Consider the following 14,661-nt stretch of genomic DNA (forward strand, 5'->3'; position numbering starts at 1 on the left):
CGCATTGCGGTTCCTGGCCGCGCTTCCTCAGTTGCGAAGCCGCTTGCCGGCAGCCAGCATATGACGCATCCGGGCTTGCGTAAGAGGCTCTCCGCACAGACCGAGGAACGCTTCCCTCTCCAGGTCGAGCAGTCTCCCCTCGCCGATCTCCGTTCCCGCAGGCACATCGCCGCCGGTCAGCACGTCCGCCAGCCTCTGTGCGACGCGAACGTCGTGGCCGGCGAGACGGCCTTCCCGGCTCATGTCGGAGACGGCCGACTTCAGCGCCTCAGCCGCTTCCCGTCCTCCGACCGTCAGTTGGCGTTCGCGAACGGGAACGGCGTAGCCGCGGCGGTCGAGCTCCAGCACCGCGTTTTTCGCCTCGAAGATGCGGGTCGTCTCCCGCAGGACGACCGAGTCGCTTCCTCTCCAATAGCCGAGCCGCTTCGCGCCGTAGCCGCTCTCCGACACCCGGGACAGTGCGATCGACTCGAACAATCTCCCCAGCGGCCTCGACACGCTGTTCAGTCCGGCTTCCTCGGCCCGCTCCTTCGCCAGAACGGCCGCAGCCAAGCAGCCGCCTCCGGCAGGGATCAACCCGACCTCCGCTTCCGCGAGTCCGAAATACGTCTCCGCAGCGAACAGAATCCGATCCGCCGCCAGACAGGCCTCGGCCCCGCTATTCACCGCCTTCCCTCGCGGAGCCGCGACGACCGGACGCGGCATGCGCCGCAGCGCCGCCAAGCCTGCCTGGAGCTCGCGTACGCTCCGGTCGATCGCCTCCCAGCGGCCGTTCTCAGCCTCCCCGAGCAGCCACCTCAAGTCCGATCCGGCGCAGAAGTCGCGCCCCTCGCCCGCCAGCACGAGCCCGCGCCAGTTGCGCTCCACCTCCTCCGCAGCGCGGAGAATGGCGGCCAGCGCCCCCGGTCCGATCGTCCGGTCCGGTGCCGTCAGTTCGAGACAGGCGACATCGTCTCCAAGGTCGACCAGATCGGCCCCGTCCTCCGAGAAGATTCTGCGCCCGCGGTCGCGCTGCACGTGAAGCGACAGCTCCTCCGGCTTTTCCTCGACGTACTTGTAGTAGCCCTGCGAGTAGTAAAACAAGCTTCCCGCCTTCCTCAGATAGAACGAGGACGACTCTTTCTCCAGCATGACCGCCACCGGAGCGGGCACCGCTCTGCCCCGCGCTTCCAGGCGGGCTGCGGTTTCCGGTACGCCCAGCGCATCCCACAGCTCGAACGGGCCTTCCTCCCAGTGATGGCCCCACCGCATCGCCCGGTCGATCTCGATGGCGGTATCGGCAATCTCCCCGAGCTTATCGGCGGCATAGCATAACATGTCGTCCATCACATCCCGAACGAAAGCGCCCAGCCGATCCCGATCCGCCGCCTCCAGCAGCGCCCGGAATTTGCCCGCCGTGCCGCCGGCTGCTCGCTGCGCCGCTTCGAGCGCGGGAGAGGCCGTTCCTCTCTGCGGCACGTACTCCATCAGCGCCGGGTCCAGCACCCGAACGGCTTCCTCTCCCCGCACCGATTCGTCCCTGCGGAAGAAGCCGCCGCCGCTTTTCTCCCCCAGCCACCCTCGCTCCGCCAGCTTCTCGACCAGAGGGGGAGCCGCGAAAGCTGCCGCTTCCACCGGATCGGACACGCTGTCCCTCATCAAGCCGCATGCCTGAAGAAACGTATCGAGACCGATCCGGTCCAACTGCCGGAACGCCGATCCCCCCGAGTCGCCATGCATCGCTGCGGACGCCGCCTCTGCCTGTTCGAGGGTTAATCCGTGTCTCTCCATCGCGCGCAGCGCAGCCAATATCGCGTAAAACCCGATGCGGTCCGCGATCAGATTCGGCGTGTCCTTGGCCTCGACGATTCCTTGGCCCAGACGGTCCCTGCAGAACAGCGCCACCGCCTCTACAGCCTGCCGTTCGGTCTCGCGGCCCGGAACGAGCTCCACCAGCCTTCTATGCCGGGGCGGGTTGAAAAAATGCGTCGTCATCGCATGCTTGCGAAGCTCCTCCCCGCATACGGAGACAATCTCGTTAATCGACAGTCCCGACGTATTGCTGCTGGCGATCATGCCCGGTCTCCACGCCTTATCGAGCCGGGACCAGACGCTATGCTTGGCGTCCAATCGATCCGGCACCGATTCGATCACCCAGTCGCATGCCAACAGCTCCCCGAAATCCCGCTCAAGATTCCCCGCGCTAATTCTCGCGATAAAAGCGGGATCGTACAGCGGAGACGGCTTCGTCCGCTTCAAGCGAGCCAGTCCTTGGTCAACCGCCTCCTCCCGATCCAGCAGAAGACAGGGAATGCCCGCATTCGCCACATGCGCAGCGATGGCAACTCCCCTCTCTCCCGCTCCGATGACCGCCGCCTTTCGCACACTCCACACAGCGTCCTCCCCCTCCTCTCGCCTTTAAACCGTTGATATTGGTAAATTTATTCCGGAGGCCGCTCCGTATATGCCCCTGCGAACGAAAAAAGACGTGTCCGCGCTGGCTCGCGGCATGCCGGTCATCGATATAAAAAGCCGCCCCCGTAACCGGGAGCGGCGGTGAAGCCGATTATTGCAGCGGTTCGTTGGAAAGCACGATCGCTTCCGCTTGCAGGAGCCACTTGCCGTCCACCTTGACGGCGTCGTTCAGCACGACCGAACGGCTCTTCTGCGATTGTCCTTCGGCCTCCGTCTCCGTGATCATCTGAACGAGCAGGGACGCGGTTTCCTTCTCGCCGTCGTAATCGACGACCGTCCACTTCTCGCTCGTCACACGAAAGGTCATAGCCCCGAAGACGGAAGACAGCTGTTCCTTCAGCTGCTCCTTCTCTGGGAAGTCGGCCAATGTCGCGACATAAGCTTCGGCATCCTTCTCGTTCGTCGCCTTCACTTGATCCTCGAACGCCTGGCCGATCGCGGACTTGTCGGCTTCCGGCATCGTCGCCTGCTGATCGAACAGGCCTGGAATGTTCGTGTACTCGAGACCCAGCACTTCGACGTTGTAGATTTTCCAGCCGTCCGACTCTTTATGAAGCGTATAACGAACCTGGGCCAGATTGTCCGGATAGAACTTTCCGCTGACCTTCTTCGAGTCCTCCAGAGCCAGAACGACCGCTTCCCGAGGACTGAACGACACGATTTTCAACTCGTTAATCGTCGTCTTCGTCCTCGTATTCTCGAAGTTGGCCCGCACCTCGTCCGCGTTCATCAGACTGTCGGAAGCCATCAGCTGAACGATCCCCTCCGGGTCGCCGGCCGCTTCAACCAGAAGCATCTTGCTGAACATCTCGTTCACGGAGAGCTTATCCGCTGCGGTCGGACCTTGGAAGACAAGCGAGATCGTCTTCTCTTGGCCGTTCCATAACACCTTGTGATTCGTCAGCTGGCCCGCGAACCGAACGCCGATCATCGTCCGGCCTTCCCGTTCGATGATTTCTCCCGTGCTCGGAATCGCCCGTCCGTTGACGATGGCAATGTCCGCGTCCGCCGAAGCCTGAATCTCGTAGTCCTCCGACTCGGCATACAGAATCTGAGTGGAAGAATCCAGATCCGTGCCGTAACCGAGCGCCTGGAAGAGCGCGGCGTATTCGATGTAGCTTTTGCCTTTCTCAATCAGCAGATCGGAGCCGAGGTCGACGGCCTTGCCGTCGATCTGAACCTGGACGGCCGAAGCTTGTTTGGCCGTTGCGGCGGAAGCGGCGCCTGCCGCAGCGAAAGCCATAACGGCCGACGATATTAAAGCGATTGCCCAACGTTTCAACTGTCGCACCATCTTTCTATTATGTAGTCCAACTCTCTATGAATCTAGTTCATTATACCAGCAAGTCGGACCCGACTGGCGCACTTCCCGAAAAAATAACGGGCCGCGGCCGGCTATTGGCCGATCAGCTGCTGAAGATCGCTCAGACTCGGCTTGCGGAACGTCACCTGGACTCCGCCCTGCTCCCACTTTATGCTTTCGATCTTCAGCGGTTTAGGCAGCTCCTGAGCGATCGGGATGACCTGGCTGGACAGCATCGCTTCCGGAAGGGGGACGTCCTTCATCTTCGCCTCCAGAACGGATGCGATCAAATTCGGGTCTTCCCAGCGCAGCCGATACGTCACTTGAACGCTCGCGGAAACCCAATCCTTCCAGAGAATGTTCAAATCGGCGATCAGGCGGTCTCCCTCGAGCGCGAATTCCGCGCCCGTGACGACGACGTCCTTCTCCACCTCGGGATTGTCGGCAATCGACTTCTTGGCCAAATTGCTCAGATCTTCGGCGGTCAGAACCAGCTCCAGAGACATTCTTCTGGCCATGTCGATCGCGCGCCGCTCCAGCGGCACCTCCTCGTAAGCCAGATCCAGAGCCTGATCCGGCTTCACATAATAGAGCGCCCCCGCGCCGGCCAAGGCAGCCAGAAGGACGAGCACGAACAGACCGATCAGCAATTTTTTCATCACTATCTCCTTTGTGGTTGACTTCGGGGAAAGAGAAGCGTATAACAATAAATAAATTCAACGACGGGAACAAGTTGTCCGGGCCCTTCGATCTCCAGAGAGTCGGTGCGACGCTGAGAGCCGACGGTCGAAGTCCGGAGCGATATCCTCCCCGAGAAGCGGCGCCGAAGTCGAGTTCCGTAAGCGCCGACGGCTTTTCCCCGTTACGGAAATTCTCGTATATACACTATACGACGAGCAAGCGCCTGACGTTGCACCTAATGGCTGCAAATCAGGAACGAGGGTGGTACCGCGGAGAATGATCCGTCCCTTTTTAATCAGAGGGGCGGTTTTTTTATAGCCTTATTCGCCTGTCCCGTCGATTCCAGCAGAAAGGATGATTCCGATGAACGCCCATTCCGATCCCTTATCCGTGCCGTTGGCCGATATTCTGAACGCCCACCGCATCCTGCAAGACGTCATTCTCCCTACGCCGCTGCAATTCAATCCGGCGCTGTCCGACAAGTTCGGCTGCAACGTGTACTTGAAGCGGGAGGATCAGCAAGTCGTCCGCTCTTTCAAAATCCGCGGCGCTTATTATTTGATCGCCTCTCTTGCCCCGGAAGAGCGGGAGCGAGGCGTCGTCTGCGCCAGCGCCGGCAATCATGCGCAAGGCGTGGCATACTCCTGCCGCAGGCTCGGCATCCCCGGCATCGTCTTTATGCCGGCGACGACGCCCCGGCAAAAAATTAATCAGGTCAAGCTGTTCGGAGGAGACCAGGTCGACGTTCGCCTGATCGGAGACACGTTCGACGACGCATACGCGGAAGCTGTCCGCTTAAGCGAGCAAGAGGGGCTGCCGTTCGTCCACCCGTTCGACGATGCCCGGATCATCGCCGGCAACGCCACGATCGGCAAGGAAATTATCGAGGGCGGCGCCCCGTCGATCGATCTGCTCTTCGTCACGATCGGCGGAGGAGGCTTGGCTGCAGGCGTCGCGACCTATCTGAAGGCGATCCATCCCGCGACCCGGATCGTCGGCGTCGAGCCGGAGGGCGCGCCATCCATGCGCAAAGCCTTCGAGGAGCGGCAGGTCGTAACGTTGACCGACATCGACAAGTTCGTGGACGGAGCGGCGGTCAAACGGGTCGGCGAGCTGACGTACGCGATCTGCCGAGAACGGCTGGACGAGATCGTCACCGTGCCGGAAGGGCGGGTATGCACGACGATTCTGGAGCTGTACAACGAGCATGCGATCGTCGCGGAGCCGGCCGGTGCGCTTACGGTATCGGCCCTCTCGGCCATGGACCCGAAGGCGCTGCGCGGCAAGAACGTCGTCTGCGTCATCAGCGGCGGCAATAACGACATCGACCGGATGCAGGAGATTAAGGAGCGCTCGCTGATCTACGAGAAGCTGAAGCACTATTTTATGATCAACTTCCCTCAGCGGGCGGGCGCGCTGCGCGAATTTCTGGACGACGTGCTCGGCCCTGCCGACGACATCGTGCAGTTCGAATACACGAAGAAGCATAACAAGGAGAACGGACCGGCGCTCGTCGGCATCGAGCTCAAGAGTCCGGAGGATTACGACGGCCTTCTGAGCCGGATGCGGAACAAAGGCTTTCAGTTTATCGAGCTGAACAAGGATCCTCTGCTGTTTAATTTGCTGATATGAATTTCCGTCCGCCCCGACGGAGTACGGAACCGGCGCCCCCGCGGCGCCGTTTTTTAATATTCGCCCCTTCATCGCGCTTGCGCCGCGTCGATGCTCGAAGAATTCCAACCCCCTCTCTTTCAGGCGCTTTTTTCCTCAGCCTGCATAGGACCTCTCCCATTCGCCCAAAATAATAAGTGCGCCTTTATCCCCGATTTACATTGGGGAGTTACAGTGAAGGGAGAACAACTTTCGACCAATCCGATCCTACGAGGTGCGAGCATGATGCATAATCCGCTTAAAGTGTTCATCTTGTACGCCCGTTTCGGAGACGGGCACTGGCAAGCCGCCTCCGCGCTGCAGCAGAGCTTCGCCCAGCTCGGCCAAGTGGAGGTGAAGCTCGTCGATCTGCTGAAGGAATCTCATCCGGTGCTGAACGGAGTCAGCCGGTTCGTCTACCGCAAAAGCTACACCGTGCTGCCTCAAGCTTACGGCTGGGTGTATCAACGCACGAAAACGATGAAGCCGGACTCCTTGCTGGCCTCCTGGCTGCATTCGTTCGGCGTGCCGGCTTTGCTGAGAATGGTGGAAAAAGAACGGCCCGACGCCATCGTCCATACGTTCCCTACGCTGGCTTGTCCGCAAGTTATGCAGAAGATGCGCCGCAAAATTCCGATGTTCAACGTCATTACCGACTTCGATCTGCATCTACGCTGGGTTCATCCCGAGATCGACAAGTATTACGTCGCGACGGACGATATGCGCCGGCAGCTGTGCGAGCTCGGCGTCGTCCCGGATCGGGTGGCGGCGACGGGCATCCCGATCCGTTCCGGATTTCAGGCCTTGTCCGAATCGAGCGCCTCGTCCGCCGGGAAGCCGACCGTCCTGATCATGGCGAGCGCTGGCATGACACTCGTACATGCGACGAGGCTGTGCCGGTGCCTGGCTTCGCGCTGCCGCGCACGCGTCGTGGTCGTATGCGGACGCAACCGGGCGCTTCAGCAGGCGCTGGAGACGAATCTGAAGGGCGATCCCCACGTCACGATTCTTGGCTATGTGGATCGGATTCAGGATTGGATGGCCGCCGCCTCCTGCATCGTCACGAAGCCGGGCGGTCTGACGCTGTCGGAAGCAATCGCCGCCGGGCTGCCGATCTTTCTCTACCGCCCCGTGCCGGGGCAGGAATACAATAACGCCCGTTATCTGGAAAGCAAAGGAGCCGCCGTTGTATGCCAGACCATCGGTCAAATGACGAACGCCATAGCGGACCTGCTCGAAAATCCGAAGCTCAGAGAGCGAACGGTTCAAGCTCTCCAGGCTCTCCGCAAGCCGGACGCTGCGGATACGATCGCCTTGGATATTGCCCGGCAATTGAATATAATGGAAGTAGTATCCGGCGTCGACACCCGAAGATCCCGGCGCCGGGACGAGTTGTCCGGCGTTCCGACTCCGCAGGAACCGCAAAGGAGAGCTGTTTGTGAGCAAGTCATCCCTTAACTTCCTGCTCCGCACGGATATGCTCCTTTTCCTGTCCATTCTGTATCTGATCGAATTCGTCAGAGGAGCGGCGCTGATCAGCTTTCTGCCGATCTACGGGGACAAGGCGCTCGGTCTTAATCTCGACGTGATCGGGGCGGCGATCACCGCCCATTATTTCACGGATACGGGCCTGAAGCTGGCCATCGGTTATTTGCTGGATCGCATGTCGGTCCGCACGGTCGTCAGCATCGGCACGCTGCTCTCGCTGATCGGAGTCGCGGCCATGCAGTTCGCCGACGTCCCCTGGGCCTTCATCGCGGCTTCGGCGCTGTACGGAATCGGCATCTCTCCGATCTGGATCGTCTGCTTGACGAAGATCAAAGAAGACCAGCGCGCCACCCAGATGGGTTTTCTGTATACGGTCTGGCTGGTCGGCTTGGGGAGCGGTCCGGTCGTTATCAATCTGCTGCTGGATTACGATCTGCAGCTGAGTTACTGGGTGATGGTCGGCGTTTCGCTGGCCGCCTGGCTTTTGTCCTTGGCGATCAAAGGGGGACGAAGCGTCCATATCGACGTCGTCCCCTTTCGCCGTCAGCTGTCGATTCTCGGCAAGAGACTGCAGGAGATGAAGCTGCTGCTGCCCGGCATGGTTCTTCAGACGCTGGGGGCCGGCATGCTGCTGCCTATTCTGCCCAGCTTCGCGGTGAACGCGCTCGACATGACCGCAACCCATTATTCCCTTCTGCTGATGATCGGCGGAGGGTGTACGGTCATCGGACTGATCCCGATGGGCAAGCTGTCCGATACTTACGGCAAAAAATGGTTTCTGATCGTCGGCTTTCTGGCGTTCGGTCTGGTGCTGTTCGCCCTTACCCTGCACCCGTCGCTCGGACTAGCTCTGTTCTGGGCGTTCGTGCTCGGCGTCTCCTACGCTGCCGTGCTTCCGGCCTGGAACGCTCTGCTCGCCGCCTACGTTCCGCAGGACCAGCAAGGTCTCGGTTGGGGCGTGTTCTCCACGGTAGAGGGGATCGGAGGCATGATCGGTCCGGTGATCGGCGGTCTGATCGCAACCCGCTATGCCGAAGCTTCCGTTATCGGCATTGCCGGCTTGTTGTTTGTCGTGATCAGCGCTTTTTACGTCTTTTTCCCTTTCCGAATATTCCGGGGCGAAGTCTCGTCTTCAGTAGCGAAGGGGGCGAAATAAACGAAGTCCGCCGGACGAGTCGAATGGAGCTAATGGAATGTTGAATGGAGATTTCAATCTCGAGGAAATCGAGCTGCTGCTGCACCGATATTCGCAATTTGGACCGCTTCCCGGCATTTTACTCCCTTTTCTCGAAGCGTTTGTCCCCATACTGCCGCTAATCGTATTTATCGTCGCCAATGCGGCCGCTTACGGCATGTGGCTGGGGTTTCTGTATTCCTGGATTGGAGTCACCTTCGGAGCGCTTTTCGTGTTCTCGCTGGCCCGGCGCTTCGGCAACCGGTACGGAGACCGGATTCGCGCGAGATTTCCGAGGTCGGAGAAGTTCTTCGGCTACATCGAGCGCAAAGGCTTTACCCCGATTTTCCTGCTCGCCTGTTTTCCCTTCTCGCCTTCTGTTATTGTGAATATCGCTTCCGGCATGTCGCGAATTCCGTTTCATACGTTCTTCATTGCGATGGGACTGGGCAAGGCCGTCATGATTTTTATCCTCAGCTTCCTCGGTCACGATCTGCAGGCGATGGCGGATCAGCCTTGGCGGCTCGTCTTCGCGCTGGCCGTCATCGTTCTGATGTGGCTCGGCGGGCGCAAGCTGGAAAACCGTTACCGCTGAGCGGTTTCCGAAGCTGTACGCGACGGTCCGCTCCCTGGCCCGAGCATAACCGTCTGCCTTCCGTGGAATCCTATACGAGCGTTTCGAACGCCAAAGGAGGGAATGGTCATGTCCGGCACAGAGCCTTCCGGCAAGCAGAAGGCGGCGAGCAAAGCCCAATCGGCAGCGGATCGGACCGGAACCGGCAAGGAGGCGGCCAAGCGGCTGCAGTCCGAAGCCGACAGAGCCGCCGTTCCGAAGCACGGATTGTGAGGAGGCGCGAGCAATGAGCGAATCGAAAAGAATGAACCCGATGTCCGGAGAGAAGGTCGAGGTCGACGGCGTGTACGAGAACGAGTCCGGACAAGCCCTGGAGCTCAAGCGCGGGGACACGTTCCCTTCCGATCTGATTCTCGGAGAGACGGAATGGACGCTGACCGAGTTCGCCTTCGACAACCACCACGAAGGACGGACGGATCCTCGTCTCGTGCCCAAGGAGAATGACACCGACAAGCTCGGGAAGATCGATCACCCCCGGCGCCAGATGGCCTCGGGCAAGCAGTAGCCGCGCAGCCCGCAACAGCACCCCCCGGAAGATTTCCGGGGGGTGCGACTGTTTGCCTGAGAATTCGTTGACCTACGTCGGACTTCGCGGAGAGAATCGATCGTTCAGCAGCTTCTTCAGCGGGTCATCCTCGGCTTCGTCATCGGTCCCCGCCTGGCGCTGGAACCATTGATCCATCAGCTTGTCCATCCGCTTCAGCCGCTCTTCGTAGCTGTAGATCGCCCCGGTGATGACCATCATCCGGGAGCGTGCGGCCTCGCTCTCCTCCGTCTGCTCCTCGACGATCTGGCTCAACAGCTTCGAGGCTCCGGGAGTCGGCGCCCCCAGGGAAGCTCCCGGCTTCACCTTTCCCTCCCACTTCCATAGCAGATGCTCGTGATAATCGCACAGCGCCTCGATCTCGCGGTCGACGAGTCGGTTCCACGATTGCGGAGTAGGAACAGACCAATATTGCTCCTCCGCCGTCTCGATAAGCAAGTAGCCGCGTTCCAGGGCGGCGAGCATTCCCTTGTATACGACGAGCAGCCGAACGCGTCTCAGACGCGATGGCTTACGCCACACCCGCTCCTCCGCGAACATGTCGTAATACTCCTCCAGCTTGCGGATTTTCAGTCTCAGCTCGTTCTGTTCCTTGCGATACACGCTTTCCTTCAGCTCGTTGGAGATAAGCGTGCGCAGGAGCCGGGACATCAGCGCCTGAGCGTCCCCGACCTGCTTCACGAACCGCATCCGGTGGCGCGGCGGGGCGACGGCGACGTTCACGGCGAAGGCGGCCGCCATCCCGGTCAGAATTGCGGCGAGCCGATCCCATGCGACCATCCAGCCCTGGCCGTGGGCCTCCATAATGACGACAACGGTGACCAGCGTCAAGGCGATCGAATCCTCGGCCTTCAGGCGAATGCAGAGCAGAATGACGCCGATGCACACGAGGCCGACGAGGATCGGCGTATTGCCGATCAGCCAGACGGAGCCGATCGCGATCACAGCCCCGAGCACATTGCTCTGCACCTGGTCCAGCATCTGCATCCAGGAGCGGTAGATCGAGGGCTGAATCGTAAAAATGGAAGCGATGGCCGAGATGAGCGGAGAATCGAGTCCGATCAACTCGCCGAGCCACAGCGCAATGGCAACCGCTAGTCCGGTCTTCAGTACGCGAGCGCCGATCGTCACGCCGGGGCCCCTCCTTGCTCCGGACTCGCCGCAAGCTCGACCTCGGCTTCGGCGACTTCCCTTCCGTTCACGACGAGCGCCATCCGATGCACGCCCGGATAATGGCGGCGGGTCGACAAATCCGCGAAAGAAAAGCCTCTTCCCCCCTGCACGAGCGACTCTCCCGGAACGCTTCTCTCGCTAAGCTTAAACAGCTTGCGGTACAGCTTGCCATTCGACCGCGGGAACGATACGGCCAGCTCGAGCCTCAGCTTGACTTCCTCCCCGGCAGGAACCCGCAGCCCATATCGGAACTCGACCGCCTCCCCGATCGAGAGAGAAGCCGGATGGACTTCCCACTCCAGCACCTCGATGTCGTCCCGGGGCGCGATGCCGAACAAGGCCAGCGCTTCGGGATGGGCGGCTTTCAGCAGACCTCTGCAGGCGTGGCGGACGATCCAGTCCGTTCCTTCACCCGCTCCCCGCCAGGCCTTCGCGATATCCAGCACAAGCTGGGGATGGTCTTTGGAGATGTCGTTCAGATTGTTGGCCACGCTGCGTCTGACGTATTCCGACGGATCCGCCTTCAGACGCTCCAGAATCGGAAGGATCGGCGCGGGATCCCGCTTCAGCGCGACAAGCGCCTCTCCCCAAGGCAGCCGGGGACGGCAGCCCTCGCTCGCCAGCCTGCGCACGTGCTCGTCGGAATGCCCGCTCCATTCCAGCATCTGCGCCATCATGCGCTCCTGGTCCAGCTTGATGAACGGGCGCACGGCGAATTCCGAGCTGGATCCGGCCGTAAATATCGCCAGTGCCCGCATCGACCGTTCCCAATCGTTCAGCCCGTACCTCTCGACGAAGTCGGGGAAGAACAAATAGGGGAAGCCTTTGCACTCCCCCGCGATCGCCTCCAGCACATCCAGCGCCTGCCCATAATCGGCCGGCAGCGTCTTGTGCAGGCTCTCGGTAATTCTGCGCATCCTCCGCTTGAGCTCCAATTCCTCCCAGCCCTTGTCCAGGGCAAGACGAACGAACGTCTCGCTCTCGAACTTAGCGTAGGCTTGCTTGACTTTATCTCCGAACGCCTTCAAGAAAGAGGCGTTATAGATCGACTTGAGCGGCTCCGCCATCATGGACTCCTCCGGCTAAATAATTCCCATTATAGCATGTCCGGGGAAGAAAAAAATGGTCTCGTTCTGGCGGACCCAATTGTCGGCGGCTGCAAGCCGTCCGGCGGATGAACTCCGCTTCCGGAAGCTCGATCAGCTCGTTTTCTTGATCTCGGCTTCCGGGTAACGGAAAGGCAGCATGATCTCGAACAGCGTTCCCTTGCCGAGCTCGCTCTTGACGTCGATCCTCCCTTGATGATTGTCTACGATCTTGTAGCTGACCATCAGCCCGAGCCCCGTCCCCTTCTCCTTGGTCGTATAGAACGGCTGTCCCATCTTCGCCAATTGATCCTCCGCGATGCCCGGGCCTTCGTCGCGAATGCGGACGAATACGCCGTCGTGCTCGCGGGACAGCTTGATTCCGATCGATCCTCCGTCGCTCATCGCCTCGATGGCGTTTTTGATGACGTTGATGAACACCTGCTTCACCTGATTTTCCACCCCGTAGATCCAGAGCGGCTCGGTGCCGTATTCCGCCTCGATCGCAATGTTGTGAAGAATCGCCTGCGTTTCCAGCAGCGTCACCGTATCGCGCATCATCACCCGCAGGTCCTGGTAGTTCAGCTCGTACACCTGCGGCTTCGAGAGCATCAGCAGCTCGCTGACGATATCCTCGATGCGGTCGAGCTCGGCGTTCATAATGTCGTAGTAGCTGTTGTTGTTTCTGCGCCCGGAGACAATCAGCTGCAGGAAGCCCTTCAGGGAGGTGAGCGGATTGCGGATCTCATGAGCGATGCCCGCCGCCAGCTGTCCCGCCACGTAAAGCTTCTCCGAGTTGATCAGAAGCTCCTCGTTCTTCTTCCGTTCCGAGATATCTCGAATGATGATCTGAATCGCCGGCTCGTTGTCCAGCGTCGTCATCGTCTCCACGATCTCGGTATGCAGCACCTTTCCTTTTAACGTGAACCACTCCTGCTCGATCGGCTTGCTGCTGCCCACGAATACGAGGTTGTGGAGCCTCTCCTTGATGGCGTTATGGTCTTTAGCCGGAAGAAAGGAGTAGATCGACTTGCCGAGCAGATCGTTCTCGCTCTCCGCTTCGAACATCCGTAAGCCGGCTGCATTGACGAAGCCCCAGCGGCTTCCCTTCAGAATTGCGATCGTGTCGAGGGAGTTCTCCACGAGCAGGCGGTAGCGCTCGTCCATCTGGTTCAGCCGCTTGTCGATATACCAGGTGATCAGAGTGGATACGAGAATGAGCAGGGCGCCCAAGCCGAGAATAAGCGCTAGAAGGTTAATATCCTGCAGAAGCTTGTCGGACGTGGTGTAGATGCCGTCCGAATATTCGACGCTCAGCGCTTTCGTACCGATCAGCTGCACGGCGACGACCAGCCCGCCCAGCACGACGCTGGCCATGAACTTCCTGAATTTGAACGTCGATTCCGCCAGCAGGAACGCCAGGAGCGTGCCCGCGAACAGCATGACCAGCGACAGGAACAAGATCCCGGGCTGAACCTCAAGCCGTTCGATCCTCGGACCGAACACGCTGAAGTAGTTCATCACGGCGATCCCGAAGGCCAGAATCCCGCTTCCGAACACCAGGCGGTATTTGAAGACTCCCTGAAAGGTGAGCATCACGAATGCCATCAAGGTAAAGAAAATAATAAACATCAGCGCTACCGGCATCACCCATGTGAAAATGATCGGCTCGTCGATGCCCAGCAGAGCCACGAAATGCTTCGCCCATAAGCCCAGTCCGAATACGAAAGCCCCTCCGGCCAGCCAGAACTGCCGGAACGTTCCGTTCGAACGTTTGAGATTGCTAATGAAGTTGAACATCGTATAAGATGCAAGTATGCTAATTAGCAGTGCCAGAAGCAGAAAAAAAGGAGGCCAAGAGGCTATCGTATCGTTCATCTTCCACCCCTCGCATAATCTGACATCACTTGCTGTTGTCTTATAGCATTCGACGAATACCAGCAAATTCCTTTTGTATAAAGTCAAAAAATGGAGGTTTCGGTATGATTAAGTCATTCCTTAATGAGTTCAAAGCGTTCGCCATGCGCGGCAACGTCGTCGACCTGGCCATCGGGGTCATTATCGGAGCCGCGTTCGGCAAAATCGTCACTTCTCTCGTCAACGACATCGTCATGCCCCCGATCGGCAAGCTGATGGGCAACGTGAACTTCAAGGATCTGTTCGTTCCGCTTGCGGATACGACGGCCACGTCTCTGGAGGAAGCGCAGGCGGCCGGAGTTCCCGTCATCGCCTACGGACAATTCGTCAATATTCTGATCGATTTCCTGTTGGTCGCCTTGTGCGTTTTCCTTCTGGTGAAGGTGATCAATAAGCTTAACCGCAAGAAGGCGGAGGAGGCCGCCGCTCCGGAGGAGCCGACCACGAGAGAATGCCCGTACTGCCTGTCCGACATTCCGAAGGCAGCTTCCCGCTGCTCTCACTGCACCTCCGAGGTGAAGCCGGTCGGACAAGCTTCCCCGGTCAACGGGTGACCCG

At 59.7% G+C, this 14,661-nt stretch carries 13 protein-coding genes and 1 other annotated feature; of the genes, 7 read left to right on the forward strand and 6 right to left on the reverse strand.

Translation table 11 applies throughout. The features are described from left to right. Positions 1-27: 27 nt before the first annotated feature. From ACFO3S_RS20590 to ACFO3S_RS20600, 3 genes are all read right to left on the reverse strand, one after another. Complete coding sequence (locus ACFO3S_RS20590) at positions 28-2,373, reverse strand: 3-hydroxyacyl-CoA dehydrogenase/enoyl-CoA hydratase family protein (RefSeq protein ID WP_378099926.1); 2,346 nt, start codon at positions 2,371-2,373, stop codon at positions 28-30. A gap of 172 nt (positions 2,374-2,545) precedes the next feature. After that, positions 2,546-3,736, reverse strand: coding sequence for a stalk domain-containing protein (locus ACFO3S_RS20595; RefSeq protein WP_378099928.1), 1,191 nt, complete (start codon positions 3,734-3,736; stop codon positions 2,546-2,548). Positions 3,737-3,849: 113 nt separating this feature from the next. Beyond that, positions 3,850-4,416, reverse strand: a complete 567-nt coding sequence (locus ACFO3S_RS20600) for a hypothetical protein (protein WP_378099930.1) — start codon at positions 4,414-4,416, stop codon at positions 3,850-3,852. Positions 4,417-4,467: 51 nt separating this feature from the next. After that, positions 4,468-4,730, forward strand: a binding site (T-box leader). 71 nt (positions 4,731-4,801) lie between these two features. Between ACFO3S_RS20600 and ilvA the strand changes: the two genes are divergently transcribed. From ilvA to ACFO3S_RS20630, 6 genes are all read left to right on the forward strand, one after another. Next, positions 4,802-6,070, forward strand: coding sequence for a threonine ammonia-lyase IlvA (gene ilvA / locus ACFO3S_RS20605; RefSeq protein WP_378099932.1), 1,269 nt, complete (start codon positions 4,802-4,804; stop codon positions 6,068-6,070). 261 nt (positions 6,071-6,331) lie between these two features. Then, on the forward strand, positions 6,332-7,546 hold the full coding sequence (locus ACFO3S_RS20610; RefSeq protein WP_378099934.1) for an MGDG synthase family glycosyltransferase: 1,215 nt from the start codon (positions 6,332-6,334) through the stop codon (positions 7,544-7,546). Further along, the gene (locus tag ACFO3S_RS20615) at positions 7,527-8,732 is read left to right on the forward strand and encodes an MFS transporter (RefSeq protein ID WP_378099936.1); all 1,206 of its coding nucleotides are present in this window, start codon (positions 7,527-7,529) and stop codon (positions 8,730-8,732) included. The genes ACFO3S_RS20610 and ACFO3S_RS20615 overlap by 20 nt, the downstream gene beginning before the upstream one ends. Before the next feature lie 37 nt (positions 8,733-8,769). After that, complete coding sequence (locus ACFO3S_RS20620; RefSeq protein ID WP_378099938.1) at positions 8,770-9,345, forward strand: TVP38/TMEM64 family protein; 576 nt, start codon at positions 8,770-8,772, stop codon at positions 9,343-9,345. Between the two features lie 108 nt (positions 9,346-9,453). Then, positions 9,454-9,597, forward strand: coding sequence for a hypothetical protein (locus tag ACFO3S_RS20625; protein WP_378099939.1), 144 nt, complete (start codon positions 9,454-9,456; stop codon positions 9,595-9,597). Between the two features lie 13 nt (positions 9,598-9,610). Next, positions 9,611-9,889, forward strand: coding sequence for a transposase (locus ACFO3S_RS20630; RefSeq protein WP_378099941.1), 279 nt, complete (start codon positions 9,611-9,613; stop codon positions 9,887-9,889). A 72-nt stretch (positions 9,890-9,961) separates the two neighbouring features. Here the strand turns inward: ACFO3S_RS20630 and ACFO3S_RS20635 are convergent, their stop codons facing one another. From ACFO3S_RS20635 to ACFO3S_RS20645, 3 genes are all read right to left on the reverse strand, one after another. Beyond that, a complete protein-coding gene (locus ACFO3S_RS20635) occupies positions 9,962-11,059 on the reverse strand; it encodes an aromatic acid exporter family protein (protein ID WP_378099943.1) in 1,098 nt (365 codons plus the stop codon). Beyond that, positions 11,056-12,168, reverse strand: a complete 1,113-nt coding sequence (locus ACFO3S_RS20640; protein WP_378099945.1) for a DNA alkylation repair protein — start codon at positions 12,166-12,168, stop codon at positions 11,056-11,058. The genes ACFO3S_RS20635 and ACFO3S_RS20640 overlap by 4 nt, the downstream gene beginning before the upstream one ends. A gap of 132 nt (positions 12,169-12,300) precedes the next feature. Further along, positions 12,301-14,064 carry an ATP-binding protein gene (locus tag ACFO3S_RS20645; RefSeq protein ID WP_378099947.1) on the reverse strand — a complete coding sequence of 588 codons (1,764 nt, stop codon included), beginning with the start codon at positions 14,062-14,064 and terminating at the stop codon, positions 12,301-12,303. A 104-nt stretch (positions 14,065-14,168) separates the two neighbouring features. Between ACFO3S_RS20645 and mscL the strand changes: the two genes are divergently transcribed. Beyond that, on the forward strand, positions 14,169-14,657 hold the full coding sequence (mscL, locus tag ACFO3S_RS20650; RefSeq protein ID WP_378099949.1) for a large conductance mechanosensitive channel protein MscL: 489 nt from the start codon (positions 14,169-14,171) through the stop codon (positions 14,655-14,657). Positions 14,658-14,661: the final 4 nt, after the last annotated feature.

The organism is Cohnella hongkongensis (genome assembly GCF_042654645.1).
In the GTDB taxonomy this organism is placed as follows: domain Bacteria; phylum Bacillota; class Bacilli; order Paenibacillales; family Paenibacillaceae; genus Cohnella; species Cohnella hongkongensis.

What these genes read in the sequence shown, in the direction of transcription:
- ACFO3S_RS20620 (WP_378099938.1), top strand. Translation starts at nt 8,770, where the DNA reads ATGTTGAATGGAGATTTCAATCTCGAGGAAATCGAGCTGCTGCTGCAC.
- ACFO3S_RS20645 (WP_378099947.1), bottom strand. Translation starts at nt 14,064, where the DNA reads ATGAACGATACGATAGCCTCTTGGCCTCCTTTTTTTCTGCTTCTGGCA.
- mscL (WP_378099949.1), top strand. Translation starts at nt 14,169, where the DNA reads ATGATTAAGTCATTCCTTAATGAGTTCAAAGCGTTCGCCATGCGCGGC.
- ACFO3S_RS20640 (WP_378099945.1), bottom strand. Translation starts at nt 12,168, where the DNA reads ATGGCGGAGCCGCTCAAGTCGATCTATAACGCCTCTTTCTTGAAGGCG.
- ACFO3S_RS20625 (WP_378099939.1), top strand. Translation starts at nt 9,454, where the DNA reads ATGTCCGGCACAGAGCCTTCCGGCAAGCAGAAGGCGGCGAGCAAAGCC.
- ACFO3S_RS20630 (WP_378099941.1), top strand. Translation starts at nt 9,611, where the DNA reads ATGAGCGAATCGAAAAGAATGAACCCGATGTCCGGAGAGAAGGTCGAG.
- ACFO3S_RS20610 (WP_378099934.1), top strand. Translation starts at nt 6,332, where the DNA reads ATGATGCATAATCCGCTTAAAGTGTTCATCTTGTACGCCCGTTTCGGA.
- ACFO3S_RS20600 (WP_378099930.1), bottom strand. Translation starts at nt 4,416, where the DNA reads ATGAAAAAATTGCTGATCGGTCTGTTCGTGCTCGTCCTTCTGGCTGCC.
- ilvA (WP_378099932.1), top strand. Translation starts at nt 4,802, where the DNA reads ATGAACGCCCATTCCGATCCCTTATCCGTGCCGTTGGCCGATATTCTG.